This window comes from Timaviella obliquedivisa GSE-PSE-MK23-08B (assembly GCA_019358855.1).
Taxonomy (GTDB): domain Bacteria; phylum Cyanobacteriota; class Cyanobacteriia; order Elainellales; family Elainellaceae; genus Timaviella; species Timaviella obliquedivisa.
The window spans coordinates 633,031-659,529 of record JAHHII010000001.1 but is presented as its reverse complement, the minus strand read 5'-3'; the positions used below and the strand labels follow the sequence as shown (position 1 = coordinate 659,529).

Sequence of the window (26,499 nt, the reverse complement as noted above, 5' to 3'; positions counted from 1 at the left end):
TAAAATTATTTTTGGCTACCCGAAACCAATTCCCTGGGGCGCTCAGGGAGAGTTAGGGCAGGCTGCTCGTCTCCAGCGATTTCATTGGGCAGCAAGTCGCGACGGGCAATAATGATCGCTCCAACCATGGCGATTAATAACAGCACCGAGACTAACTCGAAGGGTAAAAGAAAATCCGTGAAGAAGTGTTTGCCGATCGCCACGATCGCGCCATCGCCAATAGGGGTAACCGCAGAGATTGCCCAGGGTGTTGTGACTACCATCGTGCTAAGCAAGGCAAAAAGCCCAAGGCAGACCGCAGCGGTTGAAGCTTTGCTAATCCAAGCTTTGGGCACTTCAGTAAAGTCTTGGCGCTTATTGACCAACATGATTCCAAACAGAATCAAGACATTGACGGCTCCTACATAAACCAGAATTTGTGCTGCTGCGACAAAGGCAGCATTCAGCAAAATATAAAGCCCCGACATACTAATGAACACTAATGCCAGCAAAAACGCCGAGTAGACAATATTCGACAGTAAGACTACGCCCAAAGCGCCTCCCAGCATCATGACTGTTAGCACTATGAACGAGACTAGTTGAACTCCATCCGCTAAATTCATGTCCATCCTCAATTCGGTTTAAGTTACAGAGCCGCTCAGGTCAGCATTGAGCTTTGCCTGATTTTTCGACAGGGCTTACTTTTGAGCCTCGGCGTTTTCCATTTCTTCAAGAATCTCGGCAGGCAGCTTGCCCGGACGACGAGAGTTGGCAGGAAGATCATGAGGATCGAGCACACCTTTAGGGAGGTAAACCAGTTCGCGCAGAGGCGTAATCATTGGGTCGGCACTCATGACGTTAACAGGCAACCGTCCGAGAGCAACGTTGTCGTAGTTAAGTTCGTGGCGATCGTAGGTCGAAAGTTCGTATTCCTCGGTCATGGAGAGGCAGTTGGTAGGGCAGTACTCAACGCAGTTGCCACAAAAAATGCAGACTCCAAAATCAATGCTGTAGTGATTGAGCTTTTTCTTTTTAGTCTCTTTATTGAACTCCCAATCGACGACGGGCAGGTTAATTGGGCAGACGCGTACGCAGACTTCGCAGGAAATGCACTTGTCAAACTCAAAGTGAATTCGTCCTCGGAAGCGTTCAGAAGGAACCAGCTTTTCGTAGGGATATTGGACGGTGATGGGGCGGCGCTGCATATGGTCGAAGGTAACAGACAAGCCTTGACCAATGTACTTTGCAGCTTGAACTGCTTCTTTGGTGTAATCAGTGACCTGCTTTAGAAACTTCAGCATCTTAGGTTCTCTCTCTGTCTTCTTAATTAAATCAGCATTAAATCAGCTTGCTTGGTCTGAGGCAGTCCCAATCCTGAACATTAGCCCCCAAATGCCACAGGGAAGGTGAGTTTGAGGGCTGCGGTTAGCAGGAGGTTGACGAGAGACACGGGTAGAAGGAACTTCCAGCCTAAGTCTAACAATTGGTCAATTCGCACACGGGGAACAGTCCAGCGCAACAAGATGGCGATGAACACCATCAGGTAAGCCTTGAAGAGGGTCATCACAATGCCAAGGCTGGCTGTGATGAGTTGCAGCCAGGGAGTTGTCTCGCTGACGTTGAGCAAATTGGCGAGTCCGCTAACTGGGATAGGAGATTCCCAGCCGCCTAAGTACAAGATAGCGACCAGCAGGGCAGAGAGGACAAGGTTTGCGTAGGAGCCTGCGTAGAACAGCATGAACTTAACCGAACTGTACTCAGTTTGGTAGCCTGCAACTAGCTCTTCTTCAGCTTCGGGAAGATCAAAGGGAATACGTTCGCATTCAGCTAGGGCTGCAATCCAAAAGATGATGAAGCCAACAGGTTGCCGCCAGATGTTCCAACTGAGGATGCCGTAGCTGGCTTGCTGGTTAACAATGTCGATGGTGCTGAGGGAGTTGGACATCATGACGACTGCTAACACCGATAAGGAGAGGGGGATTTCGTAGCTGATAGACTGTGCCGCAGCCCGTAGCCCGCCTAAAAGGGAGTATTTATTGTTAGAAGAATAACCTGCCATCAGTAGCCCGATAGGGGCAATGCTGGAGAGAGAAATCCACATAAACACGCCCATCCCCAAGTCAGTAATGATCAGGTTTTGCCCGAAGGGGACGATGATGTAGGACAGAAAAATGGGGGTAAAGACAAGGAAGGGTGCGATCGCAAATAACCAGGGATCAGCTTTTGCAACCGACATGTCTTCTTTAAACAGCAGCTTGATCACGTCTGCAGCGGGAATTAATATCCCCAAAGGCCCCGCAAATTCGGGACCAATCCGCTGTTGAGCAGCAGCAGAAATTTTTCGTTCTAACCAAGTCGAAACGAGCGCTAAAACCGTGACTGCTGCCACGATGAGGAGCATGGGTAGGGGCAGCCAGACGGCTTTTGCAACCTCGGCGGATAGTCCTAGCCCCGACAGGAGTTCTACGAAACTTGCTTGTAAATCGATTCCTGAGTTCATGTTTTCTGGTAAGCGCTACAAAAGTTGCCGCAGTGAGTGCCACGGGGTTTAACCATAGTCCGCTCTGACTCGCGTTTCCTAGGTCAGCGTTTCTTGACGAACTAGAGTAAGGATCTCTCACCAATCCTCCAGCCATAGTATACCGTTGCCTGTTTTTTCTGCTGTAACCGTCAGGACAAGAAATTCTATTGTTTCTGATAAGCCGTCGTTAATTTGGGCTGTAGATCTGTCGTAAGTCTATGGTTTTTGAGGAAATTAACCTAGATCTAGCTGCGATCTATAGAGCGATCGCAATGCAATAGATTAGAAAAATCTTAGAGACTAGCGTGTTCGAGATGCCCGGAAGAGGTGACTCCTTTCAGCGCAAATATTTTCTCAATCACGGTTGCCACTACTTTATCAGGAGTTGAAGCGCCAGAGGTGACCCCGACCACAATCTCGCCATCGGGCAACCAGTCTTCTTTCATTTGCAAATCGCCATGAAGCAGCTTGTGTTCAATGCGGTTGTGCGAGTCGATGCGATCGCCGCTGTCAATGTGATAGGAAGGAATATTGCGCTCAACGGCAATTTCTTGCAAATGGGTCGTGTTGGATGAGTTGTAGCCGCCGATGACCACCATCAAATCCAGCTTTTCCTCCACTAATTCAAACATGGCATCTTGCCGCTCTTGGGTGGCATCGCAAATGGTGTTGAAGCTAAGGAAGTGCTGATTGATTTGAGTAGGGCCGTATTTTTTCAGCATGGTGTGTTCAAACAGCTTGCCAATTTGCTCGGTTTCGCCTTTGAGCATGGTGGTCTGGTTGGCAATGCCAATGGCAGTTAAATCGCGATCGGGGTCGAAACCTTCGGAGTAGGCTCGGCTGAACCGAGTGAGAAACTCCTGGCGATCGGCTTTGCCGTTACCGCAAGGGTCGCCCCCGTTCAAAATGTAGTCGGCAACATACTGCGCTTGTTCCAGATTAAGAACAATTAAGTAAGTTCCAGCAAAAGAGCTAGTAGCAACCGTTTCTTCATGTTTGTACTGACCGTGAATGATCGAGGTGTAACTATTTTTTTTATGCTTCTCTACAGTGTTCCAGACCTTAGACACCCAGGGGCAGGTCGTATCTACGATCGTGCAGCGCTGATCGTTGAGGATCTGCATTTCTTGAACGCTGGCTCCGAAGGCAGGCAAAATCACGACATCGCCTGGGTTGACCACTGAGAAATCTTTTTGACCTTCTTTAACCGTAATAAAGCCGACGTTCATGTCTTTGAGCCGCTGGTTCACAGACGGATTATGAATAATTTCATTGGTGATCCAAATGCGATCGGTGGGAAAATGTTGACGAGTTTCGTATGCCATTGCCACTGCGCGTTCTACGCCCCAGCAAAATCCAAAGGCTTCGGCAAGGCGGATGGTAACGTTGCCCTGCTTGAGCATGTATTGACTGTCTCGAATGTGCTGAATCAGGTCGCTTTGATATTCCGATTGCATTTGTCCTGAAACTTCGGCTTCGTGCCCAAACCCTTTGCGGTGATAGTTTTCGGAACTATTGAGCGATCGCTTAAATGCTTTTGTATCCATGGGGTCTGTTTCGGATTTTAGATTTCGGAGAGAGTCCAGAATCGAGGTTCTGTGTTTAGCCTACCAAAACATCATCTGTTTAATTTTCTTTTCAAACTTGATAAGCCGATCTGTTTCAAGATGTTTATCATTTGGTATCGCATGGCAAATTCAGGACTATCCCTGAGAATATGGTTTAAGGAGCAGATCAGGATGAGCAAGCTTTTAATATTGAGTTGCGTTGGGGTCGCTGGGTTGATGACAGCCTGTGGTCTTAAAACAAGCTTAGGAACTGGGGAGCAGCTAACAGTGAAGCCTCCAGTTTCATTGAGTGCTACATCCAGCCTATTGCCCGTCCGCCCTTCAGCACTGCCCGTTCCTTCGCTGATTCCGCCAGTCGGTGCGCTGCCCACAGCAGGAAGCATTGGCGGTCGCCCTGATCCTTTTTCAGCTTTACCCTTGACTCCGACCGTTGTCATTAAGCAAAATCCTGTTGCAGCCAGACCTTCTGCGGTTCCATCAACTCCAATGGTTATCCCGATCGCTCCTAGCGTTTCACCCTCTAGTGCCGCCACTGTCCAGCAAGCTGCTTCGTTGCCCACGGTCACGGTTCCGGCAACTACTGTGCCAGGATCTGTTGTGCCAGGGTCTACTGTGCCTGCCTCAGCACCGTCAGTGATGCCTCCAGCCGATTTGCCTGCGTCCGTCCCATCTGCACCTACCCTGGCTCTGGCGCAAGCGATCGCGGTCAGCGGCGTAGTCCAAGCCGGAAGCCAAACCAGCGTCATTGTTCAAGTTCCCAACGAAACGACCAGCCGCTCTGCGGTTGTGGGCGACTACCTAGCAAATGGCAAGGTTTTAGTCAAGCGGATTGAGATGCAAGGCGCAGAACCCGTAGTGGTGCTAGAACAAGATGGTGCCGAATTTATTAAACCCGTGGGTTCGGGTAGCTTAGGAACCCTTTAAGCCTCTAATTTTAAGCCTGTACTAAGCCCTCTGGTGAGTCTATGCATCTCAGTCCCAAAGCTACCCCTGTTGTCCACAGCGAGTCCCAAAGTCTCAGCTATTACGATACGTATCTGTGTCCAATCTGTCGCCATGGACAGATCGAGGGAATTACGTTGATGGATGCGTTTGCCTGTAATTTTTGTCGGCACATTTTTACAGCAAATTTAAGCAACCAATCGGTGCAGGTGGTAGATAGTTCTCAACCGATGACCTGGCGCTGGAATGGGCGAAGTTGGCAGTCAGCTTATCGGGATGATCCAAGCTTGACTATGATTGTTTGGATGGTGGCGATCGTTTTGGTGACCTTGCCTGCTGCGATTGTTTGGCTCTGTTCCTATCTATTTCCGCCTTTACCCGGAAGTATGTGGGCTTGGTTTCCCGGCGTTTGGGTGGGCTGCACGTTTGGCATTCATTTGCTAATGGTGAGTTGGCTGTTGGCAGAACATTATCAGTTTTCTCTCTATGTGGCTAACCGGATTCGGTTGCGGCAATGGCTGGGACGGCGATAGAGGATTTACTTTGTACGAAAAGTTTGTAGGTCTTCGGGTGTGTTGCAGTTCAGCAGCAGTTGGCGATCGCTAGTCAAAAGCTCCTGAACAGCTTGGATGGGCTGTTGAGCGATCCAGCCTTGGAACGATCGCTCTCCCTTCGCGACGTAGGCTTTTAAACTGGGCAAACAGTCTTGGCGATAGAACCCACATAGCGGCTCCCAGTAGCCATCAGGGTTTTTTGGCAACATAGCGACCCTTGCAGTACCTGCTTCGCAGCGCGCGCCTTCTGCGTTTAATACTTTGGCTGCCCAATCTTGCAGTACTTCTTCCCGGAGTCCTGGCAAATCGCAAGCTAGCAGCAGTACCCACTCTGTCTGCACGGTTGCCAAGCCCTGCACAAATCCCACCAATGCTCCGTTTGGCTCATCCGGCTGATTCGACAGTGGTACTTCTTGAATGAACTGAACCTGGCGATCGACTACTGCCCGATACCGCTCAATCCAGGGCGTTACCACATAAACCGAGTCAGCGCATTGCAGAGCAATTTGACAAATTTTCCAAAGCAACGGGACTTGATCGACTTCAATTAACGCCTTGTCTCGTCCCATCCGAGAGCTTAGTCCACCTGCTAAAACTAGGGCACTGAGTTGAGTCTTGAGTGAGTGGTCCATGGCAGATGCTTAAGAGCGGGCAGGTTATAGGAGCGGGCAGGTTACAGCTTGATAAGCTAGGCTCAGTTTAGATTTTGTTGTCATCCTGGGAGTCATCATGGCTGAGTTACTAGAAGTTTCGCAAGTCGGCAATCCTGTTCTTCGCCAGATTGCTCAGCCTGTCGATCGCCTCAATGAGCCGATTCAAGCCCTCATTGACAGCCTCATGGAAACTCTTCTTCAGTCTAACGGTGTTGGTATTGCTGCTCCTCAAGTTGCTGCATCCTATCGTTTATTCATTGTTGCCTCGCGCCCCAATCCTCGCTATCCAAACGCGCCAGAAATGCAGCCGACTGTGATGATCAACCCACGCATTATTACTGCTTCTGATGAAATCCTTAAAGACTGGGAGGGCTGTTTAAGTGTGCCTGGAATTCGGGGTTTGGTGCCCCGACATCGCGCGATCGCTGTTGAGTATTGCGATCGTCAAGGCAAACTTCAACAGCAACATCTTACTGAGTTTGTTGCCCGCATCTTTCAGCACGAACTTGACCATCTGAACGGCATGGTTTTTCTCGATCGCCTGGAAACTAATCTGGATATTGTGACTGACCAGGAATATCTCAAACGCATTGCGATCGAGCAGGTTGGCTCTTGAGTGAGTTTTAGCGAAATAGAACTCTAACAACCATGTAAGCCGCCAAGATCATCAACGTCCAGCGAAACATCCAACCCACGGTTTGGTCAGTAAGCTTCGGCAACAATCGAGTCCCAATCTGTGCCCCAATCATTCCACCTAATCCCAAACATAACCCCGGTATCCACAAAACATTTCCGTTCAAAGCGTGCTGTGCCAAAGCCGAAATGGCGATCGCCACAATGGCGCCCAAGCTTGTCCGCACCGCCGACTTGATCGGTTCATTCAACAACAACATTTGTAACGGCACCATGACCAGCCCACCCCCAACCCCAAACAGTCCAGAGAGCAAGCCGACTAAAAGACCAATGCCAGCCGTGGGGGTAAACCGAATTGGGGGCGATGGCACAGGTCTGCCCACCGTTTCTGGCTGGGCACTGGTTGCAACCTGCCGATTCTTAAGAGATTGCCGCAAATTTATTAAATAGATGGTGAGCAGCAGCAGTCCGGCGAAGGCAATAGAAAGCCATTGGTCAGGAACGCGATCGCCCAACCAAGCCCCTGCTTGCGCCGTAAAAACGCCAAATGCTGCCAACACTAGCGAGACTTGCCAGTGCAACTCCCTCATGCTCAAATTCCGGATACTCCCCGAAACCGAGCTAAGGAAGACTCCGACTAAGCTGGTTGCCGTCGCTTCTACCAAAGGCACGCCGAACATCGTTAGAATAGGCACCATCAGCAAGCCGCCTCCAATGCCTAGCAAACCTGATAATGTCCCCGTAAAAGTTCCTAGAACCCACAGCAGCATCCAACCCACAGGGGTTTCTAGCATTATTTCACTGGCTGTAAACGCTACCTAGCATCTTACGGCTTCAGCAGGGATTCTGAAGGCCGGTCGCGTTTTTAGGGCGCATCAAAAGCAATTAACTTTCGCTTCAGTCCAATTTCGGCTTTGGCGTGAATGTAGAGCGGGTCGGGGTGAAGCGCGATCGCTCGGTCATAGGACTCGATCGCATTGCCATACGCCATCATTTCTGACAGCAATAACCCTCGGTTGAACCAAGCCTGATGATAGTGCGGCTGTAGGGTGACTGCTCGATCGTAGGAATCCAATGCTTCGGCGTAGCGCTTTAGGGCACAGAGGGCATTGGCGCGATTGCTCCAAGATTTGCAGTACTGAGGATTGAGGGCGATCGCTCGGTCAAAAGACACAATTGCCTCTTGATAATCTTCCTGCTCACACAGTTTACAGCCGTGCATATCCCAAAACTCTGAACTGTTTTGATCGTTCATGATGAAATTTTTGTGACTTTTCTTCGTAGCTTTTTTTAATTGTGAAGATAGTCAGCAAGAACGTGTGGGGAGGATTTCTCTACAAAAAGCGATCGGCGCTCACTGGTTGCGTCTACACAAATCAAAAAGCCCCCGACAAGGAGGCGATTAATAGGAGCTTGAGGAGAATTGCTCACTTACTTATCACTTACTTAATTGATCGCTTAGAAGTTGTCTGAGAAGTCTAGGTTGCTATCCAATCCGCCCCCTAAATCCCCCATTTTGGGGGACTTTGAAGAAGGAGTGGCTCGGAAGTCCCCAAAATGGGGGGTTGGGGGGCGAGTGTGAGAATCTTTGATACTTCTTCAGACATCCTCTTAGTTGTAGACGTTGCGATCGCGGGCTGCCTTAAACCGAGGGTTGAGTTTGTTATTACGGTGGGCATCCCGTGCCTCTTCAAATCGCGGATTAAGTTTGTTATTGCGGTGGGCATCCCGTGCCTCTTCAAATCGCGGGTTGAGCTTGTTATTGCGATGGGCATCCCGTGCCTCTCTGAACCGTTGATTTAGATTTGCTTCTGTGGATAACGCTGGGGTAAATGCCTTGCCTGCAACATCGTTGTGCATCCGATGGGCATCTCTAAAACGGGGACTGAGAGCACTAGCGGGTGAAGCCGCCGCCGCTAGGGTGAGAATGGTTAAGCCAGCAAGAATGATACGTTTCATGGTGTTAAATCCTTTGGGGAACTTGAGTTGTCAGTAGCGTGTTCTGCGTTTCTTTCGCTTGATATATAGAATCGCGCCTGCCCCTGAGTTTCCTGTGAACCAAAGCTGAGAAACTCTTAATCGTTTACTGAGAAAACTGAGGATAGGTAGGGCAATCCGATCGCTTTTTTCTCAAAATCCGTCTCTAATCCAGCCACCCACAGGCTTTGCCCTACGCTAAATTAAGGATGGTAATTTACAAAAGGCGGCGAGCTATGGCGAATAATTCAGGAGAGTTCTCGGAGCAAAATTTTTGGCAGAAAATTAGGGACTTTGCTACCTACGCAGGCAGAGAAGTGGTTGAGAAAGCCCTAGTTTTATTTTTTACGGCTCAACGCCCTGAAACGCCGCTTTGGGCGAAAACTGTGATTTATTCGGCGCTTGCCTATTTTATTTTGCCGACTGACGCAATTCCTGACTTTATTCCGTTATCAGGCTATGCCGATGACTTAGGAACCCTGGTTATGGCTTTGGGTACTGTGACTATGAGCATTACCCCGGAAGTTAAAGCTTCTGCCAAACAAACCGTTGATAGTTGGTTTGGGGCACAGCAATCTAGCGACCCTAGCGGTATCTGGGAAGCAGCGCGCAGCACTCCTCAAGAAAACGATCCAATTCGGGTAATTGACATTGAATAAGTCATATCGAATCCTGTAATAGCAGTTCGATAGTAGGATTTAAGAGAAATGAATTAGCCCAGGGATTTAATAACCATGCCAGATGCAGTCGGTGTTATTGAAACACTTAGTTTTCCGTCAGTGCTGGCAGCCGCCGATGCCATGGTTAAGGCAGGTCGAGTTGTGATTGTGTATTACGACATTGCTGAGAGCGGCGAACAAGTTGTGGCAATTCGCGGCCCTATTTCTGAGGTTAAACCCGCTATGGCGGCAGGCATCGCAGCAGCAGAAACGCCTCCCAACGGCAAGCTTGTGACTCATTACATCGTGCCAAATCCGCCTGAAAACGTCATTGAGGTGTTGCCGCTGCAATATACCGAAACCAGCGAGGAATTCCGATGGATGTAAGCCCATAGGCGAATCTGGCTCATCTTACCCTTAAGTAGAACAAATCGTTTTAATAGATAAAACTAAGGGAAACGCCCGTACAATGATGGGTGGCTTCACCACATACGAATTAATTATCTTAGGAGATAGCGATGCCTGTCGCAGTCGGAGTACTTGAAACGAAAGGTTTCCCTGGAGTCCTTGCAGCCGCAGATGCAATGGTTAAAGCGGGTCGGGTGACCCTGGTGGGGCATTTGCGGTGCGGTAGTGCTCGGTTTGCTGTCGTTATTCGGGGGGATGTTTCTGAGGTTAAGAACTCAATGGCAGCAGGGGTTGATGCTGTAGAAAAGGCTTATGGCGGAGTGTTAGAGTCTTGGGTCATTATTCCTCGCCCTCATGAAAATGTGGAGGCAGTGCTGCCGATCGCCTATACCGATGCTGTTGAACGGTTCCGGGAATCTGTAGAATCGCCTCGCAGCTTGCCTAGCCAGAGATAGTTCTGTTGGAGAGTTGCAATTAAATAACGCCCTGAATCGCCCCCTCAATCCTCCATTCTAGAAGACTTTGAAAGGTTCGGAAGTCTCCCGGAATGGGCGATTTGGGGGACTGGAAAGTTAATGCATCCCACTGGGGTTTTATTTTCACGCAACTCTCTTGGTCGTTCTAAAGCATTGAAAAAAGATGGAGGTCAAAAGCCTCCATTTTTTTCGAGATACGCCTTATGCAAGAAAACAAATTGTAAGAAAAGAGACTGCCTAAGCTGGGCGATCGCCATAGCCTAAGCCGTTAAGCCCATTTCTAGGCTATAGCTGCTGCTAGTTTTGGTAGGTGCTTGGCTTACAACACCTGCTTACTCGCAATGGGCATCCGCCATCCTGTACCAAAAGCGCGATCGGTGACCTTTAGCCCTGGTGCAGCTTGCTTCCGTTTAAACTCGGCACGGGTGACTAGTTTTGTTACGCGCTCTACGGTGCCAGAGTTGTGTCCAGAAGCAATGATTTCGGCAGGAGACTTGTGCTCTAAGATGAATTGGTCGAGAATGTTGTCCAAAATATCGTAGGGAGGCAAAGAGTCTTGATCAACTTGTCCAGGTTTGAGTTCAGCGCTAGGAGGTTTGGTGAGAATATGGGTAGGGATAATTTCGGTGTGGCGGTTTAGCCACTCACAAATAGAATAGACGCGAGTTTTAGGAACATCGGCGATCGCCGCTAATCCTCCATTCATATCGCCATATAAGGTACAGTATCCCACTGCCATCTCTGACTTGTTCCCTGTAGAAACCAATAAGTGTCCAAACTTGTTAGAGATTGCCATCAATAAGTTTCCCCGAATCCGTGACTGAAGGTTTTCTTCTGCAATTCCAAACTCTGTGTTTGCAAAGAGTTCAGAAAACGTTTGATCGTAGGTTTTCATCAGATCGCCAATCGGTAACTTTTGGGTTTGAATGCCGAGATTATTAGCGAGATCTAAGGCATCTTTGACCGAGTGATCAGAGCTATAGGGAGAAGGCATGAGAATCCCTAAAACGTTTTCGGCTCCAACGGCAGCAGCAGCGATCGCGGCTACCAGCGCCGAATCAATCCCTCCGCTCAACCCCAGTACCACCTTAGAAAAACCGCATTTGCGCACATAGTCACGCAGCCCTAGCACCAGAGCATTCCAAATTTCGGCATCTTCATTTTGGGGTTGAGTTTGCGTTGTCCCGGTAAAATCTTGTGTCTCCAAGTTGTAATCGACGATTACCAGATCGGTATCAAAAGCTTTGCCGCGACAAACTATTTCGCCTTGGCGGTTAACGCCAAAGCTGTTGCCATCAAAAATTAAGTCGTCATTACCACCAACCTGATTCGCGTACAAAATTGCTTGCTGATAGTAAACAGAAGCGTGGCGGAGCATGGCTTCTCGGAACTGCTGTTTACCCACGCTGTAGGGTGAGGCAGAAAGATTAACAATTAAATCTACGCCTTGGTTTGCTAGATCGGCGATCGGATCGGTTTGATAATTTCGTTTGCCCCAAAAGCCTTCGTCGTTCCAAATGTCTTCGCAGATAGTGACACCCACACGCACATCTTGAGAAGCAAACTTGATCAGAAAAACGTTACTATCTTGCCCCGATGCAAAGTAGCGGTCTTCATCAAAAACATCGTAAGTGGGGAGAAGACGCTTGTGAAAGATTTGTTGGACTTTGCCGCCTTCAAGCAGTGAGGTACTGTTGAACAAGGGCTTTTCGCCAGTTTGGGGCGATCGCACATTGGGTTCTACTGTGCCGACTAGCACAGCTAATGTGGGCGGTAAATCGCGTGCCAATTGCGCCAGTGTTGTTGCCATTGCCTCGACAAATGCAGGTTTTAAGAGCAAATCTTTGGGCGGGTAGCCACAAAGGACGAGTTCGGGCGTAAGCATCAACCGTGCGCCTTTAGCCGCAGCTTGTTGGGCCGCAGCCAGGATTTTCTGGGCGTTGCCAGTCAGGTCGCCAATGGTGGGATTAAGTTGGGCGATCGCTATTTTCATAAGGTTCCTGAATTCTGAGAAATTACTTCAAAGAGTTAAATCTTCCGAATACACTCAGCGATGTATGCAATGTTCAATCGGTCATCTTTCATTGAGGTACGGCTTCATTTAAAACTCGTTCACGAATAAGAACGTGAAGGGCATTTTCAGTTGCAACATCGACATCTCGTTCTAACAAATCCTGGAGATCTAACTTGAGTCCTACGAGGAACCAAGAACTATGACGTTGACCCACATCGACTAAGAAATCTATATCACTCGCTTCCTTCGCCTCGCCTCGTGCCACGGAGCCAAAAACGCGCACATTGTAGGCTCCATGCTTGGCAGCGTGCTGCTTTGCAGATACCGCAAGGGGCGCCAAAATCTCCTCGCGCTTTTCCTGTAATAATTCCTGAATGTCCATGAATTTCTGTTAAATAAATACCAACGGCTTATCTTTAAACGGTGCAAATGCTTCTGCATCAAAGCGATATAAACTGGCAGGTCTTCCGGCTCCGCGCGTCACTTTAACTTTGGTGTCATAGAGAAACCCTAGCTTCAGCAACCGTGCCCGAAAGTTGGAATAGTCGGAAAAGCTTTCGCCTAAAACAGTGGTGTAAAGCTGATATAAGTCACCGAGAGTAAAGAGTTCGGGTAATACATCAAAGGCAACTGGGCTGTACTCTAGCTTATTGCGAAGGCGACGATAGCCATATTCTAGAATTTTGTCATGGTCGAAGGCGAGCTTAGGCAGTTGGTTCAGCGGATACCAAGCAATGCCGCAAACGCCATCGGCAATCAGTTCGGCTTCGGCAAAGCGCACTAAGGCGAAGTAGCTGACCGAGAGATACCGCACACCGTAGCTATCTTTTGCCTCGCGAGGATCGCGGTGAGGTCCGCCAAAGGTGTAAAGCTGCTCTAGATAAAGATTTTCGACCTTAATTTTCTCTGACAACATTCGATAAGCGGCGCTTTCTAAAGATTCGCCTTGCCGTACCAGGGTTCCGGGTAAGCACCAATGTCCTAAGAAGGGTTCTTCTTGCCGCATGACCAGCAGAACTAGCAGGCGATTAAGGGCAATATCGACTGAGAAAATGGCGTTGTCAACGCCAACTTTGAAATCTGCTAAGACTGCCTGGGTAGGGTCAGCGTTTTTTTTGGCTGGCATGTGTACAGTTGCTCTCGATGAATATATGCCTTGACAGGCGGTGTGATGACTTCGAGGTTGCCAGCCTCTCGGTAAGCGGTGGAAGAGACGGCGGGGGCAGAAAGATTGGCGATCGCTATTGTTGCTCCCATTTGCCGTAGAGGAGTCAACACCGCCTCGCTGAGGTCATACCCTGGACGAGGCACCACCAGCAAATTGACTTGATGCAGTAGCGTTTCGACTTGATACCACTTAGGCAGTTGAGCTACTAAGTCTGCTCCAACCACCAGGGTCAGTTCTGCATTTGCCCACTGGAGTCGAGCCCGATCGACCGTAATTAAAGCTCTAGGATGGCTCAGTTCGGCATAAAGATGAATATTATCTTGGGGCAACTCATTAATCAAAAGCTGCAACATGCGTTCCCGATGTTCTAGCGGCGTTTGGTGCGATTTAAACGGATTATCGGCAGCCCAGACTGCAACCTCATCAAATTGCTGGGCTAAGCCAGTCAGAATAGCCTGATGACCCGCAGTTGGAGGATCGGCGCTGGTTCCAAAAAGAGCAATAGTAGGCATGGAAGTCAGAGATGGGTAAATGGGAAGAAACCAGAAAATCAGGAGGTTAACGCATTCACCGCTATTAGGGCGGCGAGATCATTTTTTTGATTTGAGCCTGCGTTTGAGTTGTTAGAGTTTGAAGTGAAGGAGAAATTTGGACAGAAAAAAGGTCAGGATCTTGGACTCGCCGAATAGCTGGCGGCAGCACCGTCACAGAGTTTCGCGTCCGCTGGGCGATCGCTTCCAAGCTTTCATCTGGCAATAACCGCTGTCCGTCTTGCACAACTTGCTTCAATAGCTCTGTCTCTCCGGGCTGGGATACTTCGCTCATTAACCCTAATCGACGCTCTGTTCCCTCAAAAATTTGCTTACGCCCTGGATAAGTCATTTTGCCACTTGATCCTTTCATCACCGGAACACCATCAATTTCAACCAGTTTATAAACCCCATTGACAGGCGTTCCTGTTACCAACTTAGTGCCAAACCCATACCCATCAAAGGTTGCACCTTCTGCCTGTAATCTAACAATTTCTTGCTCATCTAAGTCGCCACTGGCAAAGATTAGGGTGTCGGGCAAAAGCTGACGGACTTGTTGGGAAAGACTAACTAAATCGCCAGAATCTAGCCGGACTGCATTAATTGTTTGATTGGCTTGAACTTGTAGAGATAGTCTTTGGGCAGCGGCGATCGCATCGTAGGTATCAATCAAGAGTGCCGCCCCCGGAAAGTAACGGTGAAACGCTTCAAATGCCTCATCTTCACTTCCTTCCAAAGCAGACAACGCCATCACTAAGGCATGAGCCATTGTACCGCTGGGTTTTCGACCCAATTGCAAAGCTGCCAACACATTAGAGGTTGCATCCAATCCGCCTGCGATCGCTGCTCGGGCAGCCCACAGAGAGGCTTGGGGACTAAATGCCCGACGAGTGCCAAATTCTAAAAGCTGGGCAGTTTCCCCTGCAACATCACGCAAACGAGCCGCACGAGTGGCAATGAGGGTTTGATAGTTGAGGGTGTTAAGCAGATAGGTTTCCACAATTTGCGCCTGCCACAGCGGGGCTTCTATCCGCAGCAAGGGTTCGTTGGCAAAGACAACCGTACCTTCGGGCACTGCCCACACATCGCCACTAAATCGACCTTCTGCTAAAATCTCCCAGAACTGCGCCGGGGCTTGCTCAAAAATGCCAGTGGCTTGAAGTGCCGCAATTTGAGAAGCGGTGAACCGAAAGTTCTCCAGATACTCCAAAGCTTGAGAGAGCCCCATGGCTACCAAATAACCAAAATCCTGCGGCAAATGACGGACAAATAGCTCAAAGCTGGCGCGTCGTTGGTCAACGCCTTCGCCCACATAGCAAGCCGCCATGGTCAATTGATAGAGGTCGGTCAGCAAGCTGTAGTCTTCTAAACAGATAGCTTGAGCTTCCATAGTGGGGTTAGGTGTGGGATGCCTAATTATAGTTACATTTACCAAAAATATGCAAGTATTTTTAGTAAATATAGTAAGAAAGACATGCGCGGCTTTGCAGACACCGCGAGGATAGCTTGCCCTGTTCATTTAATCAGGAAGTTTCTATTTAGAAAATTTATGGAAAAACTTCAGCCTCTTGAAACGGTTTTCCGACTTGATCTTTTGCTGAAATGATTGGCGTAGAAGCGATCGACCAAGCGATCGCCAAGTCTGGGTCATTCCACACAATGCAGCGTTCATGGGCAGGTGCATAGTAATCGGTGGTTTTATACAGCACTTCTGTTTGGTCAGAAAGTGCCACAAAACCATGGGCAAAACCCACAGGAACCCACAGTTGCTTTTTGTTTTCGGCACTTAAAATACAACTTACCCATTGCCCAAAAGTCGGAGAACTTTTGCGAATATCCACCGCTACGTCAAAAATCGCTCCTGCCACAACTCGCACCAGCTTTCCCTGAGGTTGCTGAATTTGGTAATGCAAACCGCGCAATACGTTTTGGGCAGAGCAAGAGTGATTGTCTTGGACAAAATGCACGCCCGCTGCGGTCTTATCGTTGAAAGTCTGCTCATTAAAGCTTTCAAAGAAAAAACCGCGATCGTCACCAAAAACACGAGGCTCGAGGATCAAAACGTCAGCAATTTCGGTTGGGGTGATGTTCATGAATCTTTCCTAATAATTGCTGGAGTTCACCAGTCAAAATTTTACGTTGAATCAAGGGGTTGGTCGAGGAACCTTTCGCTAGATAGCCTTTTAGAGAAAGATTGTCCACCTGACTGTTTAACAAAGATTCAGGAGAGATTGAAGAACTAAAGCTCCAAAGGTTGCCGAAATTTTGTTAAGATTTGTGAAGAATTCCTTTGCAATCCAGGCAAGTTTTAGCAATGCAAATTGAAGAGCGCCTCCAAAGTCAAATTGATGAGTTATTCGCAGGGGGAAGCGATCCGGATCAGTTTGACTGCAAAGAAGCTTGGTATCCGGTTCATTATATTACCGATTTAGATAAGTCTCAGTTGACGCGGTTCACGCTGTTAGAACAAGATTTAGTGATTTGGTGGGATCGTCAGGCAAACTGTTGGCGCGTGTTTGAAGATCAGTGCCCTCATCGCTTAGCGCCCCTTTCTGAGGGCAGAATCGCTGCCGATGGCTTATTGGAATGCCCGTATCATGGCTGGGCTTTTCAAGGAGATGGTAGTTGCGATCGCATTCCTCAGCAAACCGCTGAAGCTGCTGCCCACCAGTCAAAACGGGCTTGTGTTGCCTCATTGCCTACGGCAGAACGGCAAGGCTTGTTATTTGTGTATGCGGGGCAACCCGAAAATGGCGATCGCGTGGAAATTCCTATCATTGCTGCTTTAGAGGAAACGCCAGAGGAATGGGTTTGCCTCAACACCTTTCGAGATTTACCCTACGATGCTCTGACTCTGCTAGAGAATGTTCTCGACTCCAGCCATGTTCCTTTTACCCATCATCGCTCTGTGGGCGATCGCTCCAACGCTGCCCCAGTAGAGTTAGAGGTCGTGGAATCTAGCAAGCAAGGCTTTACAGGCTTTTGGGCAGAAGGTCCTCGCAAAGGCACCCTAGGGCAACAGCACACTCGCTTCATTGCCCCTAACCTGATGTGGCACGACCTGACCTCCAAGCAATTTGGTCGGACGATGACCGTCGTTTATGCCACCCCCATTCGTAAAGGCGAATGTCGGCTATTTGCTCGATTTCCCTTCAAGTTTTCCTCAAAACTGCCAGGTTTCTTCATCAAACTAACGCCGAAATGGTACTCCCATCTCCGCAACAACAACATTTTGGAAGACGACCAAATTTTTCTGCACTACCAAGAGCGTGCTTTAGCTGCAAAGGGAGGCAGTACGATGTTTTCCAAAGCGTTCTACTTGCCCACGAGAGCCGATGCATTTGTGACGGAGCTACGCAAATGGGTCAACCAATTCGAGGCTGATCCTTTCCCAGGAGAACCCCTCTCTACCAGGATGGAACCTGAAGATTTGCTCGATCGCTACCATTCCCATACCAAACATTGCGCTAGCTGCCGAGGCGCACTCGCCAACATCAAAAAAATTAGGCAAGCAGCAGTCATTGGAGGAGCGATCGCCTGGTTCCTGCTTCCCCTCATCCTGTTCCTGACCTCTCTAACCTTAACCCTGCCGTTTCTCATCACGCTCATACCATTCGCCGCCGCCGCCACCTGGCTAAGTTTAGGCAGACTAGAATCTCAGTTCTATCAAGGCAAATCTATCCCTCTCCGCAATCTCCCCGAAAAACCATCCAAGAAATAACGCCACCCTACCCCAAAACCCTTTCGGGGGGCATGGGGGAGTTAGTCCCCTACAATGCTGGGGTATGGGGGGAAGTTCCCCAGATCGCAGCGAAGCTGCCCAACCCTCCCCGCCACGCGCCCGATCGCCATCCTCGTTCAAGATACCCACAAGAGGTGCCTTCCCGCTGCCCCTAATACGGGTTTCATCATAGTCAGGAATGATAAATTAGGAGGATACTGGGAAATTAATCAACCGCACGAGGATAATAACTAGCAAAAGCCAGGTAAATCTGGAAAGCGATCGCTTTCCAATTCTCAGTCTTTAACTTGTATCGAATAGCGGCAACCCAGTCAGCAACAGGTTTCTCGCTAAGGCAGCAGTTGTTTCAAAGTGCTTAAAACTGATACGCTGCTGATACGCCAAAGACCGTGCAGCTAACTTAAATCTGGATAAAAAGTTCAATGACTAGCTTGCAAGTACAGCAAACCAAATTCAATATTCACGATATCAACCAGCAGTTTGCCCATGCCAACGCGATCGAAATTGTCAAATGGGCTGTAGAAACCTTTGGCGAAGGGTTAGCAATGAGCACCAGTTTCGGCATTCACTCAGCCGTTATGCTGCACATGGTCACCCAAGTTTTGCCCCAAATTCCTGTCATCTGGGTAGATACCGGTTACCTACCTGCTACTACCTATGTGTTTGCTGAAGAATTAACCCAACGCCTCAACCTCAATCTCAAGGTCTATCAGTCGCCTGTCAGCCCAGCACGCATGGAAGCCCTACAGGGAAAGCTTTGGGCAGAAGATATAGAGTCTTTTAATCGCTACGACCAACTCCGCAAAGTTGAGCCAATGCAACGGGCGCTTCAAGAGTTGCAGGTCACGGCTTGGCTGGCTGGGTTGCGTCGTAATCAAACCGAGCACCGCAAAACGCTAGAGCCTGTGAGTTTTCAAGGCGAACTCTACAAAATTTTGCCTATTCTGAATTGGAGTTCAAAAGCCGTTTATGAATACCTAATAGTGCATGATTTGCCCTATCATCCCCTCTTTGATGAGGGCTATGTCACAGTAGGCGACTGGCATTCTAGCCGCCCGCTGACGGCACTGGATGATAACGATCGAGATACTCGCTTTAATGGACTTAAGCAAGAATGTGGGATTCATTTGCCACAGACTTTGGAAGAGTCGAAAAGTTTAGATTCGAGCTTGCTCTAGATCCGCGATTCTTTGATCAACTTGGCGTAGGTTTCTGAAGGACGATCGCCCAAATAATCCTCTACTATTCTCTTAGTCCCCTGTTCAAAGTCAATGCTAAATAATCCAAACCGAGGCGTATACGATCCCCATTCGTAGTTATCGGTTAGTGACCAATGCATATAGCCAATTAGCGGCACGCCCTCTTGCCGTAGCCGCTTGACTTGGTGCAGGTGAAGCTTGAGGAAATCGCTGCGCCGAAGCTGATCCGAGCGGTGAGTGGCAATGCTGTTGTCGGGCTTGCGACGGAGCGCCATGCCGTTCTCGGCAATCATAATGGGGCGATCGCCTAAATCTTCTGAATAGTATTTGCAGAAAAAATGCAGTCCTTCTGGCAAGCTGCGCCAGTCCCACCACTTACTCGTGATGCCGCTCATTAACCAAGCCCGGAAGTTTTTGTTTTTGAACTCAAAATCTGCAAATGAAGGAATACGGAAGGAATGCGCCACGAAGGGATCATAATAATCGATCGCCACATAATCAAACACAGAAGGGCGATCGGACTCGTTCAATGCCCGTAAATACGTTTCAAAGCACTTCGTATCAAAATATCGATAGCCTAACCAATCGGTCACAAATTGCGCCAATCGTCCTGCTCGATAAGGCAAATTATGACGAAAGGGTAAATTTGCCGCTTGAATTGCTAACTCCAAATCCCTCGCTTTACCATGAATGTACTCCCGTACTTCAGTGGGCTTAATGTGGCGTTCTGGCAAATTTAGCAAATCCCAAATCGCTTTTTCTGACCAATACACATCGCTGCAATAGGTGTTGAGGGACACTTTGGGCGTTGCCCAACCCTCAGCCACATAAAGATCATGAATACATTGATGAGCCCGGACATGGGCAGTTAAAAGATGATTGTATGCCCGCAACATCACCCCTAATCCCCGTGCTGCACCCGCAGGAAACTGACCGCTGAGGTAACTACTGGTCACCAGCATATTCGGCTCGTTGATAGTGATGAACCAGTGAATTGGCGGTAGGCGGTGATGGTCGGTTAGGCGGCGGTTGATATGGGTAACCGTGGTGCGAACGTAGGTGAGGAAGTGATCAACGGTTTCTGAGGACAGCCAGGCATCGATCCCCAACCAGGCAGGATGGGTGAAGTGATGGAGAGTGACTAATGGCTCTAAGCCCTGGTGATAGCAAGCGGCAAGGCGATCGCCATACTCATCCAAAGCCACCCAATCAAACGCAGGTGGAGCCGCTGGATGAGTCTCGGTAGTAGGTTGAATTCTTGCCCACTCCAACCCCAGCCGAAAAGAATTCAGCCCCATCTCCCGACAGTTCTGAAAGTCTTCTGAGTAGCAATTCCAAAAATCGGCGGCTTTACCCACAGGCATCACCGATCGCCGCTGTTCACTTAGTGACCAATTGTTCTGCGGCTGTCCTAATCCGTTATATCCACCTTCACTTTGATAACCCGATGTCGCCACTCCCCAAAGAAAAGGATCCGTTGATTCCGACCAGTCAAAATTCGTTTGCATAAGTATTAATGCAGGAATGAGGTAAACAGGAACTGTATAGAACGGACAGATTATCCTAACTTTGGACGCATCTTAGGACTGCAACTTGCCCAAAATCGTTTCAGCAATTTTACGCGCTGCATGGGGCTGTCCCATTTTTTCAGACTGTTGCCGCATAAATGCTAACTGATCTGGATGATTCAAGAGATGCGTTACTGCCGGAGGCACCATCCCCGGCAGCCGAATTTGAATACCTGCCCCCATTGCCGAAATAGCATCTGCGTTCCATTCCTCTTGACCCGGAAACGGATCAATAATAATCATGGGGGTTCCTCTTGCCAGTACTTCGCTCGTAATTAAGCCGCCTGCTTTAGTAATAATTAAGTCACTGGCAACTACTAAATCATCCACGTAATTAATGGTAGAAAGTTTGCGGAGTTTCATGTGAGAACCGCTTGTTAAATCTGCCAAGTACTCCAGCAAGGTTTCGTTCCGTCCGGCAACTATAGTCAACGAGCTAGGAGTATGGCTCTCTAACAGCTTCGAGACAATCAGACGCACGCGCTTATTCTGTAAACCGCCGCCAAACAAAGTAATGACTGGCACATCTAAAGGCAAGCCATGGCGTACCCGCATCTCTTCCTTTGTTTTGGGCTCGGTCACTTCTAGTTTGACGGGAATGCCGACAACATGCATCAGAGATGGTTCAACCCCTCGTTGGGTGAGTACTTCAGCCGTTAAATCGCTGGGTAAGAAGTAGCCTTTTACGCCAGGATTAAGCCAGGTGCTGTGCGCCATAACATCAGTCACGACGACATAGTGGGGCTGAGGCAGTTCGCCTTTACGGTCTAAAAGTTGCAGCAGTCGGCTAGGAATCTGCTGAACACAGATAATGGCATCGGCTTGGCTATTTTTAACAAATCGCTCTAAATCTCGTAGGAAGGGACGCTCAATTTTGGCGTACAGCATGTTGTCGCTATTAGACCCATCAAGGTCGCTAACATCGCTGCCTTCATAGATGACGCGGTAAAGCTGCGGTGCATTTTCGCTTAACCGTTCGTAGATTTTGGTTAAGGTTTCTCGAATGATAGGATTGGCGAATTCAAAAGCATCTTCTATCTGAACTTCTACATTAGAGAAGCATTTGAAGGCTTCGCAAAGTGCTTTGGCGGCGCTAACGTGACCTGAACCCAGTGAAGCATAGAGGATAAGGATTCGTGTCATACGGGATGGTGAGGTATGGAGTGAAAAATTTTTAGAAAGATACAGCTTAATTACCCCGATAGTATACCGTTGCTTAATCTTACCAAGGGCAGATTCTGTTTATGCTCTGCTAGATATTGAGAGACAAGGTAAAGTGAATAACGTCTTAGGGTAAAAGGAGAAATGCTGTGGAGTGGACTACCGAAGCTGAAGCTCGTCTAAAAGAAATTCCGTTTTTTGTCCGTCCGGCTGCCCGTAAAAAAATTGAGAAGTTGGCGCAGGAGGTGGGGGCGACGCAAATTACAATCGAGGTTTATGAGGAGGCAAAGAAGAAGTTTGGCTCTTAATATAGCGAACCCTAGACTTTTTGCCGCCAAGATTTTGGAGCGATCGCCCCTCCCACCCTTGCTTTAAGGACTATCGTTAGAGTAAATAACAAAGGGTTGTAATTCTAAAATTACAACCCATTCCAAGCCTGAATCACCGATCGCAATGCGGTCGGCAGCCGATCAATTTCTAAGTCAATATACTCCACCGAACTGCCCATACCCTGCAACGTCAGGGTTGGATAATCAGCAAAAGCTGCATCGCTCAAATATCTAAGGTTATTGAGATTGGGGAATCGTTGAGCTTCAAGCAACTGCTGAAACTGCTGCACTTGATTTTTTGAGAGGCGCTTTTCAATCACAGGAGCAACTCCTTGTGGGTTTCCCGAAGAGCCCGCCTGTCCCTGGTTTGGCTGCTTTACCTGACGATACAGCGTCCCATCCGACGTTAAAACTCGTTCTGTCACTCTACCTGCCAGTCCGCCTGCCTCAATTGCACGAAACACAATATTTGACTCGGGCTGACCGTAGGGCGATTCATCGGCAGTGGCAAACGAGGGCACCATACTACTGCTGGCAGTAGCATTTTGAGCAATCTGCGTCCCATCCTGGTTAATGTGATAGACCCAACTCTGCTTGGCTCCTGCCACAATGATCCGCCAGCCAGGAATGGCAATAAAAGTACAAGCTCTGCCCGGTTCATAGATGCCCATGCAGCCATCCCAGGTTGCTGCTTTGCTCTCGGTAATTCGCAAAGTGGCGATCGGGGCACGGACTTGCTTGGCGATCGTCGTTAACACTGTTTCGCTCACATCAGGCGGAATCTCTGCTGCATCGACAGTCATCTCGGGACGAATCACTTGGGCAGTCAAGTCAGTCCGATAAACCCAGTTCTGCTGCCCATCCGTCATTTCAATGCGCCAACCCTCTACCAGTGCACCAGTGCAGCGCTCGTTAGGTGCTTCTAGCCCTAAGCAGCCGTTAGACCAGGTTTCGCGGCTAAAACTAATCAGTTTTAACGACTGCCGAGGAACATTGAAGCGCTCTGATAAATCTAGGCGGACTCGACGAATGATTTGCCGAGATGGGCGAGGGTTGGGGCGAGCTTGGCTCAGTTCAATGGATGGGATAGAAGAAACTGAAGATGTGGGCTGCTTTGCCGATACCGCGATCGCGGTTTGCTCTAAAGCTCCATTGACTAATAATGCACTCAGCAAAGCCAATGTAAAAAACCGTTGAGATGGATAAAGTTTTTTAGGGCTAAGTTTGTAGCGAAACATAATTGTAATCCCAGAACTTATGAAGTGATGTAAGAACTGTTTTACCTTAACGATGCTCAGCCTGAAACTTAGCACCGTTACAAAATTGGTGACAAACTTAGGAACATCGCTTCCGACAGTACAAGCATTTAACAACACAAGTTTAAAATACAAAAGCCCTTGGGCGTCTGTCCGTGTTTCGACTCCAAAGGCTTTTGTGTAAACTCTCGCTCCTCACATTTACAAATATGTAGCCAATGGAGTTTTGTGCTTATCTACCCTGTGACAGCTTTTAAAGTGGATCAAAATGGCTTACCTTCTCGGACAATCCCATGGTTGAACTGCGGCATCTGCGTTACTTCATGGCAGTTGCAGAAGAACTTCATTTTGGCAGGGCGGCTGCACGGCTGCACATTGCTCAGCCCCCTCTAAGTCAGCAAATTCGCCAGCTTGAGGCAGAGATAGGCTTTCAGCTTTTCTACCGCACCAAACGCAGCGTCAAGCTAACTGAAGCAGGACAGACTTTTTTTTCAGAATGCCAACGCCTCTTTCGGCAGCTTGATCAGGCGATTCAAACGGGGCGGCAGGTCAGCCGAGGCGAAGTCGGGCAACTGGTAATTGGGTTTGTGAGTTCGACATCGTACAATGTGCTACCCAAAATTTTACGTACCTTTCGGACTTGTGTGCCGGAAGTGAGTCTTGAACTGCACGAGTTAACTACCGATCAGCAGTTGCAATGGCTTCAAGAAAACCGCATGGACATTGGCTTTTTGCGCCCTCCGGTGGAAGAAGATGCTTTTACGCTCCAACCGATTTTTCGGGAACCGCTAGTTGTGGCTTTACCCGAAGCTCATTCTCTAGCAAAAGAGGTGCAGGTATCGTTGCAAAGCTTAGTAGGAGAGTCTTTTGTGATTTTTCCTCGGACGTTAGCGCCTGGACTTTATGACCAAATTATTAGTCTTTGTCAGCAGGCGGGCTTTAGCCCCAATGTGGTGCAGGAAGCGATTCAGATGCAAACGATCGTGAGCTTAGTCGCCGCAGAATTGGGCATTGCGATCGTGCCAGGTTCTTTGCAAAATCTGCAACGGACTGGGGTTGTCTATCGCGCCTTGAAGGAAGTATCCCCCCAAACCGCGATCGCCCTCATCTATCGTAATCATCCTGCTCCATCAGTTCAGAGATTTCTGGAGATTGTTAGACAAGTCACCGAAGCAGAAAACTGGATCTAGAGCCGCTGATACTTTAAAGCTGCTGACACCGGGGGCAAAAATGAGCCGATCGCCCCGCCATTTTTACCCGCTCAATTAAACTTCCACAAACCTGACAGGGCAATCCTTCCCGGTCATATACCCACGCAACATTCCCATAATTACCATTGATGCCCTTAATATCTCGAAAATCGCTGAACGTTGTGCCGCCCTCACCAATACTGTCTTGTAAGACTTGAATAATACTGGCGTGGAGCTTCTGAATTTGCTTGCGTTTCAGGTCAGCACAACGGGTTTTGGGGTTGATTTTACTGAGAAAAAGCGACTCATCTGCATAGATATTGCCGATACCTGCAACCAATGTTTGATCTAAAAGCGCATTTTTAATCGGGCGTTGGCGATCGCCCAACCACCCTGCAAAATACTGCACCGAAAACTCTGGCGAAAACGGCTCAGGGCCCAAGAGCGCCAGGGTTTTCATAACTTCCTCTGGGCGCTTCTCTGGCGGCACCCACCACATTTGCCCAAACGTGCGTTGATCAATAAATCGTAGCTCTTGCCCACCTGGAAAAAATAATCGCACTCGGCAATGTTTCTGCAACGGCTCATCCTGCGACATCCAAAGAAGCTGCCCTGTCATGCGGAGGTGAACGCCCAACCAGCCCGCAGGTTCTAGCGTAGTCTTCGGAGCGCTACGAGTTAACTCTGCCAACAAATATTTTCCTCGGCGCTGCCACTGGGCGATCGCCACCCCCGTCAGCCCCGCCAAAAAGTCAGCCGCCAAAAAAGGGTGGGCAATGGTTCGCTCTAGCAACACTTCCCCACCTCTTACTTCTTGATTCAGAGTCATCTGATTTAGACCCCGACAAACTGTTTCAACCTCAGGTAATTCAGGCATTCTCCTAATATTTCAATAACCTATTCAGCCCTTGCTGTTACTTTGACTAACCCTAAAACCCTTACCAGAAGGAGCGAACAAGAATTACCCTTCAGCCTATTTCCTAGACCAGACAGGTGATCTACTCATCTTCTTAAGTTTTGTTACCAAAAGTAAAGAATAAGGAGCAAGTTGTTGCCAAGTTAGCCGACTTCAAAAACCGGGAATTCTGCAAATTAAAGCATCAAATCAAAAAATCACTAAAACCTGGAGCGTTTAGCTATGGTTTCTTTCGCTCAACGGTTGAGCATTGGCGCAATACTGTCCATGGGCTTAATTGCCGGATTAAATCTCCCAGTATTGGCGCAAGATTACCTTAATTTAACAGATGGTGCAGAATGCACAGGCTCATTCAATGGGCGGGACGGACGCGGACTCTGTCTCTACGAGCGGGCTTCAGAATCGGGCAGCCCTTACAACTACTATGATGGCGAAATTAGAAACGGCAGACCTCAAGGGAGAGGCGTGCTGGTCTATGCCAATAGCGATCGCTACGAAGGCGCATTTAGCAACGGCTTACCGAATGGCAACGGTATGTATCTCTTTGTCTCAAATGGCGATCGCTATGAGGGCGGCTTTAGCACAGGCAAGTTCAACGGTCAGGGCACATTCACCTACAACAACGGCGACTCTTATACCGGAGCCTTTCACAACGGACAGCCCCATGGACAAGGAACCTTCGTATTCGCCGAGATTGCTGCTCGCTATGTCGGCGAGTTTCGCTACGGTCAAATCAATGGCAGTGGTGTCACATTGCACAATGGTGTGCGCTGCGAAGGCACCTTCTACGACAGCACCCTGGCTGGCGAAGCAACCTGTAGCTATCCTCGTAGCTCTTCTGTTCAAAGCTATGTGGGCGAAATGCGAGGCGGCATGGCAGAAGGTCGAGGCACTCGCACCTGGAAAAATGGACGGCGCTTCGAGGGCGAATTCCGTAGCGATGTCTTCATCCGTCATGGAGACAGCTAACTCATCCGGTTAGAACAATCTATAAAAAAGAGTGCCATAAAAAAAGGAGTGCGTGATTTGTTCAAGCACTCCTTTTTTATAAATTTT

31 protein-coding genes are annotated in these 26,499 nt (G+C 48.7%); 12 read left to right on the top strand and 19 right to left on the bottom strand.

Features of this window, described 5'->3' with window-relative positions; genetic code table 11:
• Window positions 1-5: 5 nt before the first annotated feature.
• The 4 genes from KME11_03345 to KME11_03330 all read right to left on the bottom strand — a co-directional run bounded on the left by KME11_03345 (window position 6) and on the right by KME11_03330 (window position 4,047).
• A complete protein-coding gene (locus KME11_03345; protein MBW4514243.1) occupies window positions 6-602 on the bottom strand; it encodes an NADH-quinone oxidoreductase subunit J in 597 nt (198 codons plus the stop codon).
• 75 nt (window positions 603-677) lie between these two features.
• On the bottom strand, window positions 678-1,277 hold the full coding sequence (gene ndhI, locus KME11_03340; GenBank protein MBW4514242.1) for an NAD(P)H-quinone oxidoreductase subunit I: 600 nt from the start codon (window positions 1,275-1,277) through the stop codon (window positions 678-680).
• 83 nt (window positions 1,278-1,360) lie between these two features.
• Window positions 1,361-2,479 carry an NADH-quinone oxidoreductase subunit NuoH gene (gene nuoH / locus KME11_03335; protein ID MBW4514241.1) on the bottom strand — a complete coding sequence of 373 codons (1,119 nt, stop codon included), beginning with the start codon at window positions 2,477-2,479 and terminating at the stop codon, window positions 1,361-1,363.
• A gap of 314 nt (window positions 2,480-2,793) precedes the next feature.
• Window positions 2,794-4,047 (bottom strand): 4-hydroxy-3-methylbut-2-enyl diphosphate reductase, encoded by a 1,254-nt coding sequence (locus tag KME11_03330; protein ID MBW4514240.1) that lies wholly within the window; start codon window positions 4,045-4,047, stop codon window positions 2,794-2,796.
• 192 nt (window positions 4,048-4,239) lie between these two features.
• Here KME11_03330 and KME11_03325 point away from each other — a divergent pair, with 192 nt between their 5' ends.
• Together KME11_03325 and KME11_03320 are read left to right on the top strand one after the other, a co-directional pair.
• Entirely contained in the window at window positions 4,240-4,992 is a 753-nt protein-coding gene (locus KME11_03325; GenBank protein MBW4514239.1) for a hypothetical protein, read from the top strand.
• A 41-nt stretch (window positions 4,993-5,033) separates the two neighbouring features.
• A complete protein-coding gene (locus KME11_03320) occupies window positions 5,034-5,543 on the top strand; it encodes a hypothetical protein (protein ID MBW4514238.1) in 510 nt (169 codons plus the stop codon).
• 5 nt (window positions 5,544-5,548) lie between these two features.
• Here KME11_03320 and KME11_03315 read toward each other — a convergent pair whose 3' ends face one another.
• On the bottom strand, window positions 5,549-6,196 hold the full coding sequence (locus KME11_03315) for a molybdenum cofactor guanylyltransferase (GenBank protein ID MBW4514237.1): 648 nt from the start codon (window positions 6,194-6,196) through the stop codon (window positions 5,549-5,551).
• 97 nt (window positions 6,197-6,293) lie between these two features.
• Here KME11_03315 and def point away from each other — a divergent pair, with 97 nt between their 5' ends.
• The gene (def, locus tag KME11_03310) at window positions 6,294-6,833 is read left to right on the top strand and encodes a peptide deformylase (protein ID MBW4514236.1); all 540 of its coding nucleotides are present in this window, start codon (window positions 6,294-6,296) and stop codon (window positions 6,831-6,833) included.
• 7 nt (window positions 6,834-6,840) lie between these two features.
• Here the strand turns inward: def and KME11_03305 are convergent, their stop codons facing one another.
• From KME11_03305 to KME11_03290, 4 genes are all read right to left on the bottom strand, one after another.
• Window positions 6,841-7,620 carry a sulfite exporter TauE/SafE family protein gene (locus tag KME11_03305; GenBank protein MBW4514235.1) on the bottom strand — a complete coding sequence of 260 codons (780 nt, stop codon included), beginning with the start codon at window positions 7,618-7,620 and terminating at the stop codon, window positions 6,841-6,843.
• A 95-nt stretch (window positions 7,621-7,715) separates the two neighbouring features.
• On the bottom strand, window positions 7,716-8,105 hold the full coding sequence (locus KME11_03300) for a tetratricopeptide repeat protein (GenBank protein MBW4514234.1): 390 nt from the start codon (window positions 8,103-8,105) through the stop codon (window positions 7,716-7,718).
• Between the two features lie 35 nt (window positions 8,106-8,140).
• Window positions 8,141-8,281: a hypothetical protein gene (locus KME11_03295; protein MBW4514233.1), complete on the bottom strand. Its 141-nt coding sequence runs from the start codon at window positions 8,279-8,281 to the stop codon at window positions 8,141-8,143.
• A 180-nt stretch (window positions 8,282-8,461) separates the two neighbouring features.
• Complete coding sequence (locus KME11_03290; GenBank protein ID MBW4514232.1) at window positions 8,462-8,809, bottom strand: hypothetical protein; 348 nt, start codon at window positions 8,807-8,809, stop codon at window positions 8,462-8,464.
• A gap of 254 nt (window positions 8,810-9,063) precedes the next feature.
• Between KME11_03290 and KME11_03285 the strand changes: the two genes are divergently transcribed.
• The 3 genes from KME11_03285 (at window position 9,064) to KME11_03275 (ending at window position 10,349) form a co-directional block, all read left to right on the top strand.
• The gene (locus tag KME11_03285; GenBank protein ID MBW4514231.1) at window positions 9,064-9,486 is read left to right on the top strand and encodes a DUF1232 domain-containing protein; all 423 of its coding nucleotides are present in this window, start codon (window positions 9,064-9,066) and stop codon (window positions 9,484-9,486) included.
• Between the two features lie 75 nt (window positions 9,487-9,561).
• Complete coding sequence (locus tag KME11_03280) at window positions 9,562-9,873, top strand: BMC domain-containing protein (protein ID MBW4514230.1); 312 nt, start codon at window positions 9,562-9,564, stop codon at window positions 9,871-9,873.
• Window positions 9,874-10,004: 131 nt separating this feature from the next.
• Window positions 10,005-10,349 (top strand): carbon dioxide-concentrating mechanism protein CcmK, encoded by a 345-nt coding sequence (locus KME11_03275; protein MBW4514229.1) that lies wholly within the window; start codon window positions 10,005-10,007, stop codon window positions 10,347-10,349.
• A 340-nt stretch (window positions 10,350-10,689) separates the two neighbouring features.
• On the opposite strand, the gene KME11_03270 is transcribed toward KME11_03275, so the two are convergent.
• The 6 genes from KME11_03270 to rfbC all read right to left on the bottom strand — a co-directional run bounded on the left by KME11_03270 (window position 10,690) and on the right by rfbC (window position 16,175).
• Window positions 10,690-12,363, bottom strand: coding sequence for an NAD+ synthase (locus KME11_03270; GenBank protein ID MBW4514228.1), 1,674 nt, complete (start codon window positions 12,361-12,363; stop codon window positions 10,690-10,692).
• An 88-nt stretch (window positions 12,364-12,451) separates the two neighbouring features.
• The gene (locus KME11_03265) at window positions 12,452-12,766 is read right to left on the bottom strand and encodes a nucleotidyltransferase family protein (GenBank protein MBW4514227.1); all 315 of its coding nucleotides are present in this window, start codon (window positions 12,764-12,766) and stop codon (window positions 12,452-12,454) included.
• Between the two features lie 9 nt (window positions 12,767-12,775).
• Window positions 12,776-13,510 carry an NUDIX hydrolase gene (locus tag KME11_03260; protein ID MBW4514226.1) on the bottom strand — a complete coding sequence of 245 codons (735 nt, stop codon included), beginning with the start codon at window positions 13,508-13,510 and terminating at the stop codon, window positions 12,776-12,778.
• Window positions 13,468-14,064 (bottom strand): nicotinate-nucleotide adenylyltransferase, encoded by a 597-nt coding sequence (locus tag KME11_03255; protein MBW4514225.1) that lies wholly within the window; start codon window positions 14,062-14,064, stop codon window positions 13,468-13,470. Before KME11_03255 ends, KME11_03260 begins: the two co-directional genes overlap by 43 nt.
• A gap of 64 nt (window positions 14,065-14,128) precedes the next feature.
• Window positions 14,129-15,472 carry a nicotinate phosphoribosyltransferase gene (locus tag KME11_03250; GenBank protein MBW4514224.1) on the bottom strand — a complete coding sequence of 448 codons (1,344 nt, stop codon included), beginning with the start codon at window positions 15,470-15,472 and terminating at the stop codon, window positions 14,129-14,131.
• 157 nt (window positions 15,473-15,629) lie between these two features.
• Window positions 15,630-16,175 carry a dTDP-4-dehydrorhamnose 3,5-epimerase gene (rfbC, locus tag KME11_03245; GenBank protein ID MBW4514223.1) on the bottom strand — a complete coding sequence of 182 codons (546 nt, stop codon included), beginning with the start codon at window positions 16,173-16,175 and terminating at the stop codon, window positions 15,630-15,632.
• Window positions 16,176-16,396: 221 nt separating this feature from the next.
• Between rfbC and KME11_03240 the strand changes: the two genes are divergently transcribed.
• The 3 genes from KME11_03240 to KME11_03230 all read left to right on the top strand — a co-directional run bounded on the left by KME11_03240 (window position 16,397) and on the right by KME11_03230 (window position 19,002).
• Window positions 16,397-17,803 (top strand): Rieske 2Fe-2S domain-containing protein, encoded by a 1,407-nt coding sequence (locus KME11_03240; GenBank protein MBW4514222.1) that lies wholly within the window; start codon window positions 16,397-16,399, stop codon window positions 17,801-17,803.
• 32 nt (window positions 17,804-17,835) lie between these two features.
• Window positions 17,836-17,979 (top strand): hypothetical protein, encoded by a 144-nt coding sequence (locus KME11_03235; protein MBW4514221.1) that lies wholly within the window; start codon window positions 17,836-17,838, stop codon window positions 17,977-17,979.
• A 267-nt stretch (window positions 17,980-18,246) separates the two neighbouring features.
• Window positions 18,247-19,002 carry a phosphoadenylyl-sulfate reductase gene (locus tag KME11_03230; protein MBW4514220.1) on the top strand — a complete coding sequence of 252 codons (756 nt, stop codon included), beginning with the start codon at window positions 18,247-18,249 and terminating at the stop codon, window positions 19,000-19,002.
• Here the strand turns inward: KME11_03230 and KME11_03225 are convergent.
• Together KME11_03225 and KME11_03220 are read right to left on the bottom strand one after the other, a co-directional pair.
• The gene (locus tag KME11_03225) at window positions 18,999-20,531 is read right to left on the bottom strand and encodes a family 1 glycosylhydrolase (GenBank protein MBW4514219.1); all 1,533 of its coding nucleotides are present in this window, start codon (window positions 20,529-20,531) and stop codon (window positions 18,999-19,001) included. The two genes, KME11_03230 and KME11_03225, sit on opposite strands and share 4 nt — an antisense overlap.
• Before the next feature lie 72 nt (window positions 20,532-20,603).
• The gene (locus tag KME11_03220) at window positions 20,604-21,734 is read right to left on the bottom strand and encodes a UDP-N-acetylglucosamine--LPS N-acetylglucosamine transferase (GenBank protein MBW4514218.1); all 1,131 of its coding nucleotides are present in this window, start codon (window positions 21,732-21,734) and stop codon (window positions 20,604-20,606) included.
• Window positions 21,735-21,901: 167 nt separating this feature from the next.
• Between KME11_03220 and KME11_03215 the strand changes: the two genes are divergently transcribed.
• Window positions 21,902-22,060 carry a PCP reductase family protein gene (locus tag KME11_03215; protein MBW4514217.1) on the top strand — a complete coding sequence of 53 codons (159 nt, stop codon included), beginning with the start codon at window positions 21,902-21,904 and terminating at the stop codon, window positions 22,058-22,060.
• Window positions 22,061-22,170: 110 nt separating this feature from the next.
• Here KME11_03215 and KME11_03210 read toward each other — a convergent pair whose 3' ends face one another.
• A complete protein-coding gene (locus KME11_03210; protein ID MBW4514216.1) occupies window positions 22,171-23,319 on the bottom strand; it encodes a hypothetical protein in 1,149 nt (382 codons plus the stop codon).
• A gap of 311 nt (window positions 23,320-23,630) precedes the next feature.
• Here KME11_03210 and KME11_03205 point away from each other — a divergent pair, with 311 nt between their 5' ends.
• A complete protein-coding gene (locus tag KME11_03205) occupies window positions 23,631-24,527 on the top strand; it encodes a LysR family transcriptional regulator (protein ID MBW4514215.1) in 897 nt (298 codons plus the stop codon).
• A gap of 13 nt (window positions 24,528-24,540) precedes the next feature.
• On the opposite strand, the gene KME11_03200 is transcribed toward KME11_03205, so the two are convergent.
• Complete coding sequence (locus tag KME11_03200) at window positions 24,541-25,404, bottom strand: DNA-formamidopyrimidine glycosylase (protein ID MBW4514214.1); 864 nt, start codon at window positions 25,402-25,404, stop codon at window positions 24,541-24,543.
• Window positions 25,405-25,665: 261 nt separating this feature from the next.
• Between KME11_03200 and KME11_03195 the strand changes: the two genes are divergently transcribed.
• A complete protein-coding gene (locus tag KME11_03195; protein MBW4514213.1) occupies window positions 25,666-26,412 on the top strand; it encodes a hypothetical protein in 747 nt (248 codons plus the stop codon).
• Window positions 26,413-26,499 lie beyond the last annotated feature (87 nt).

Bases quoted from the DNA above. Each gene is read 5' to 3' on its own strand.
- KME11_03345 (MBW4514243.1), bottom strand. From the start codon at position 602: ATGAATTTAGCGGATGGAGTTCAACTAGTCTCGTTCATAGTGCTAACA.
- nuoH (MBW4514241.1), bottom strand. From the start codon at position 2,479: ATGAACTCAGGAATCGATTTACAAGCAAGTTTCGTAGAACTCCTGTCG.
- KME11_03330 (MBW4514240.1), bottom strand. From the start codon at position 4,047: ATGGATACAAAAGCATTTAAGCGATCGCTCAATAGTTCCGAAAACTAT.
- KME11_03325 (MBW4514239.1), top strand. From the start codon at position 4,240: ATGAGCAAGCTTTTAATATTGAGTTGCGTTGGGGTCGCTGGGTTGATG.
- KME11_03320 (MBW4514238.1), top strand. From the start codon at position 5,034: ATGCATCTCAGTCCCAAAGCTACCCCTGTTGTCCACAGCGAGTCCCAA.
- KME11_03315 (MBW4514237.1), bottom strand. From the start codon at position 6,196: ATGGACCACTCACTCAAGACTCAACTCAGTGCCCTAGTTTTAGCAGGT.
- def (MBW4514236.1), top strand. From the start codon at position 6,294: ATGGCTGAGTTACTAGAAGTTTCGCAAGTCGGCAATCCTGTTCTTCGC.
- KME11_03305 (MBW4514235.1), bottom strand. From the start codon at position 7,620: ATGCTGCTGTGGGTTCTAGGAACTTTTACGGGGACATTATCAGGTTTG.
- KME11_03300 (MBW4514234.1), bottom strand. From the start codon at position 8,105: ATGAACGATCAAAACAGTTCAGAGTTTTGGGATATGCACGGCTGTAAA.
- KME11_03290 (MBW4514232.1), bottom strand. From the start codon at position 8,809: ATGAAACGTATCATTCTTGCTGGCTTAACCATTCTCACCCTAGCGGCG.
- KME11_03285 (MBW4514231.1), top strand. From the start codon at position 9,064: ATGGCGAATAATTCAGGAGAGTTCTCGGAGCAAAATTTTTGGCAGAAA.
- KME11_03280 (MBW4514230.1), top strand. From the start codon at position 9,562: ATGCCAGATGCAGTCGGTGTTATTGAAACACTTAGTTTTCCGTCAGTG.
- KME11_03275 (MBW4514229.1), top strand. From the start codon at position 10,005: ATGCCTGTCGCAGTCGGAGTACTTGAAACGAAAGGTTTCCCTGGAGTC.
- KME11_03270 (MBW4514228.1), bottom strand. From the start codon at position 12,363: ATGAAAATAGCGATCGCCCAACTTAATCCCACCATTGGCGACCTGACT.
- KME11_03265 (MBW4514227.1), bottom strand. From the start codon at position 12,766: ATGGACATTCAGGAATTATTACAGGAAAAGCGCGAGGAGATTTTGGCG.
- KME11_03260 (MBW4514226.1), bottom strand. From the start codon at position 13,510: ATGCCAGCCAAAAAAAACGCTGACCCTACCCAGGCAGTCTTAGCAGAT.
- KME11_03255 (MBW4514225.1), bottom strand. From the start codon at position 14,064: ATGCCTACTATTGCTCTTTTTGGAACCAGCGCCGATCCTCCAACTGCG.
- KME11_03250 (MBW4514224.1), bottom strand. From the start codon at position 15,472: ATGGAAGCTCAAGCTATCTGTTTAGAAGACTACAGCTTGCTGACCGAC.
- rfbC (MBW4514223.1), bottom strand. From the start codon at position 16,175: ATGAACATCACCCCAACCGAAATTGCTGACGTTTTGATCCTCGAGCCT.
- KME11_03240 (MBW4514222.1), top strand. From the start codon at position 16,397: ATGCAAATTGAAGAGCGCCTCCAAAGTCAAATTGATGAGTTATTCGCA.
- KME11_03235 (MBW4514221.1), top strand. From the start codon at position 17,836: ATGGGGGAGTTAGTCCCCTACAATGCTGGGGTATGGGGGGAAGTTCCC.
- KME11_03230 (MBW4514220.1), top strand. From the start codon at position 18,247: ATGACTAGCTTGCAAGTACAGCAAACCAAATTCAATATTCACGATATC.
- KME11_03225 (MBW4514219.1), bottom strand. From the start codon at position 20,531: ATGCAAACGAATTTTGACTGGTCGGAATCAACGGATCCTTTTCTTTGG.
- KME11_03220 (MBW4514218.1), bottom strand. From the start codon at position 21,734: ATGACACGAATCCTTATCCTCTATGCTTCACTGGGTTCAGGTCACGTT.
- KME11_03210 (MBW4514216.1), bottom strand. From the start codon at position 23,319: ATGTTTCGCTACAAACTTAGCCCTAAAAAACTTTATCCATCTCAACGG.
- KME11_03205 (MBW4514215.1), top strand. From the start codon at position 23,631: ATGGTTGAACTGCGGCATCTGCGTTACTTCATGGCAGTTGCAGAAGAA.
- KME11_03200 (MBW4514214.1), bottom strand. From the start codon at position 25,404: ATGCCTGAATTACCTGAGGTTGAAACAGTTTGTCGGGGTCTAAATCAG.
- KME11_03195 (MBW4514213.1), top strand. From the start codon at position 25,666: ATGGTTTCTTTCGCTCAACGGTTGAGCATTGGCGCAATACTGTCCATG.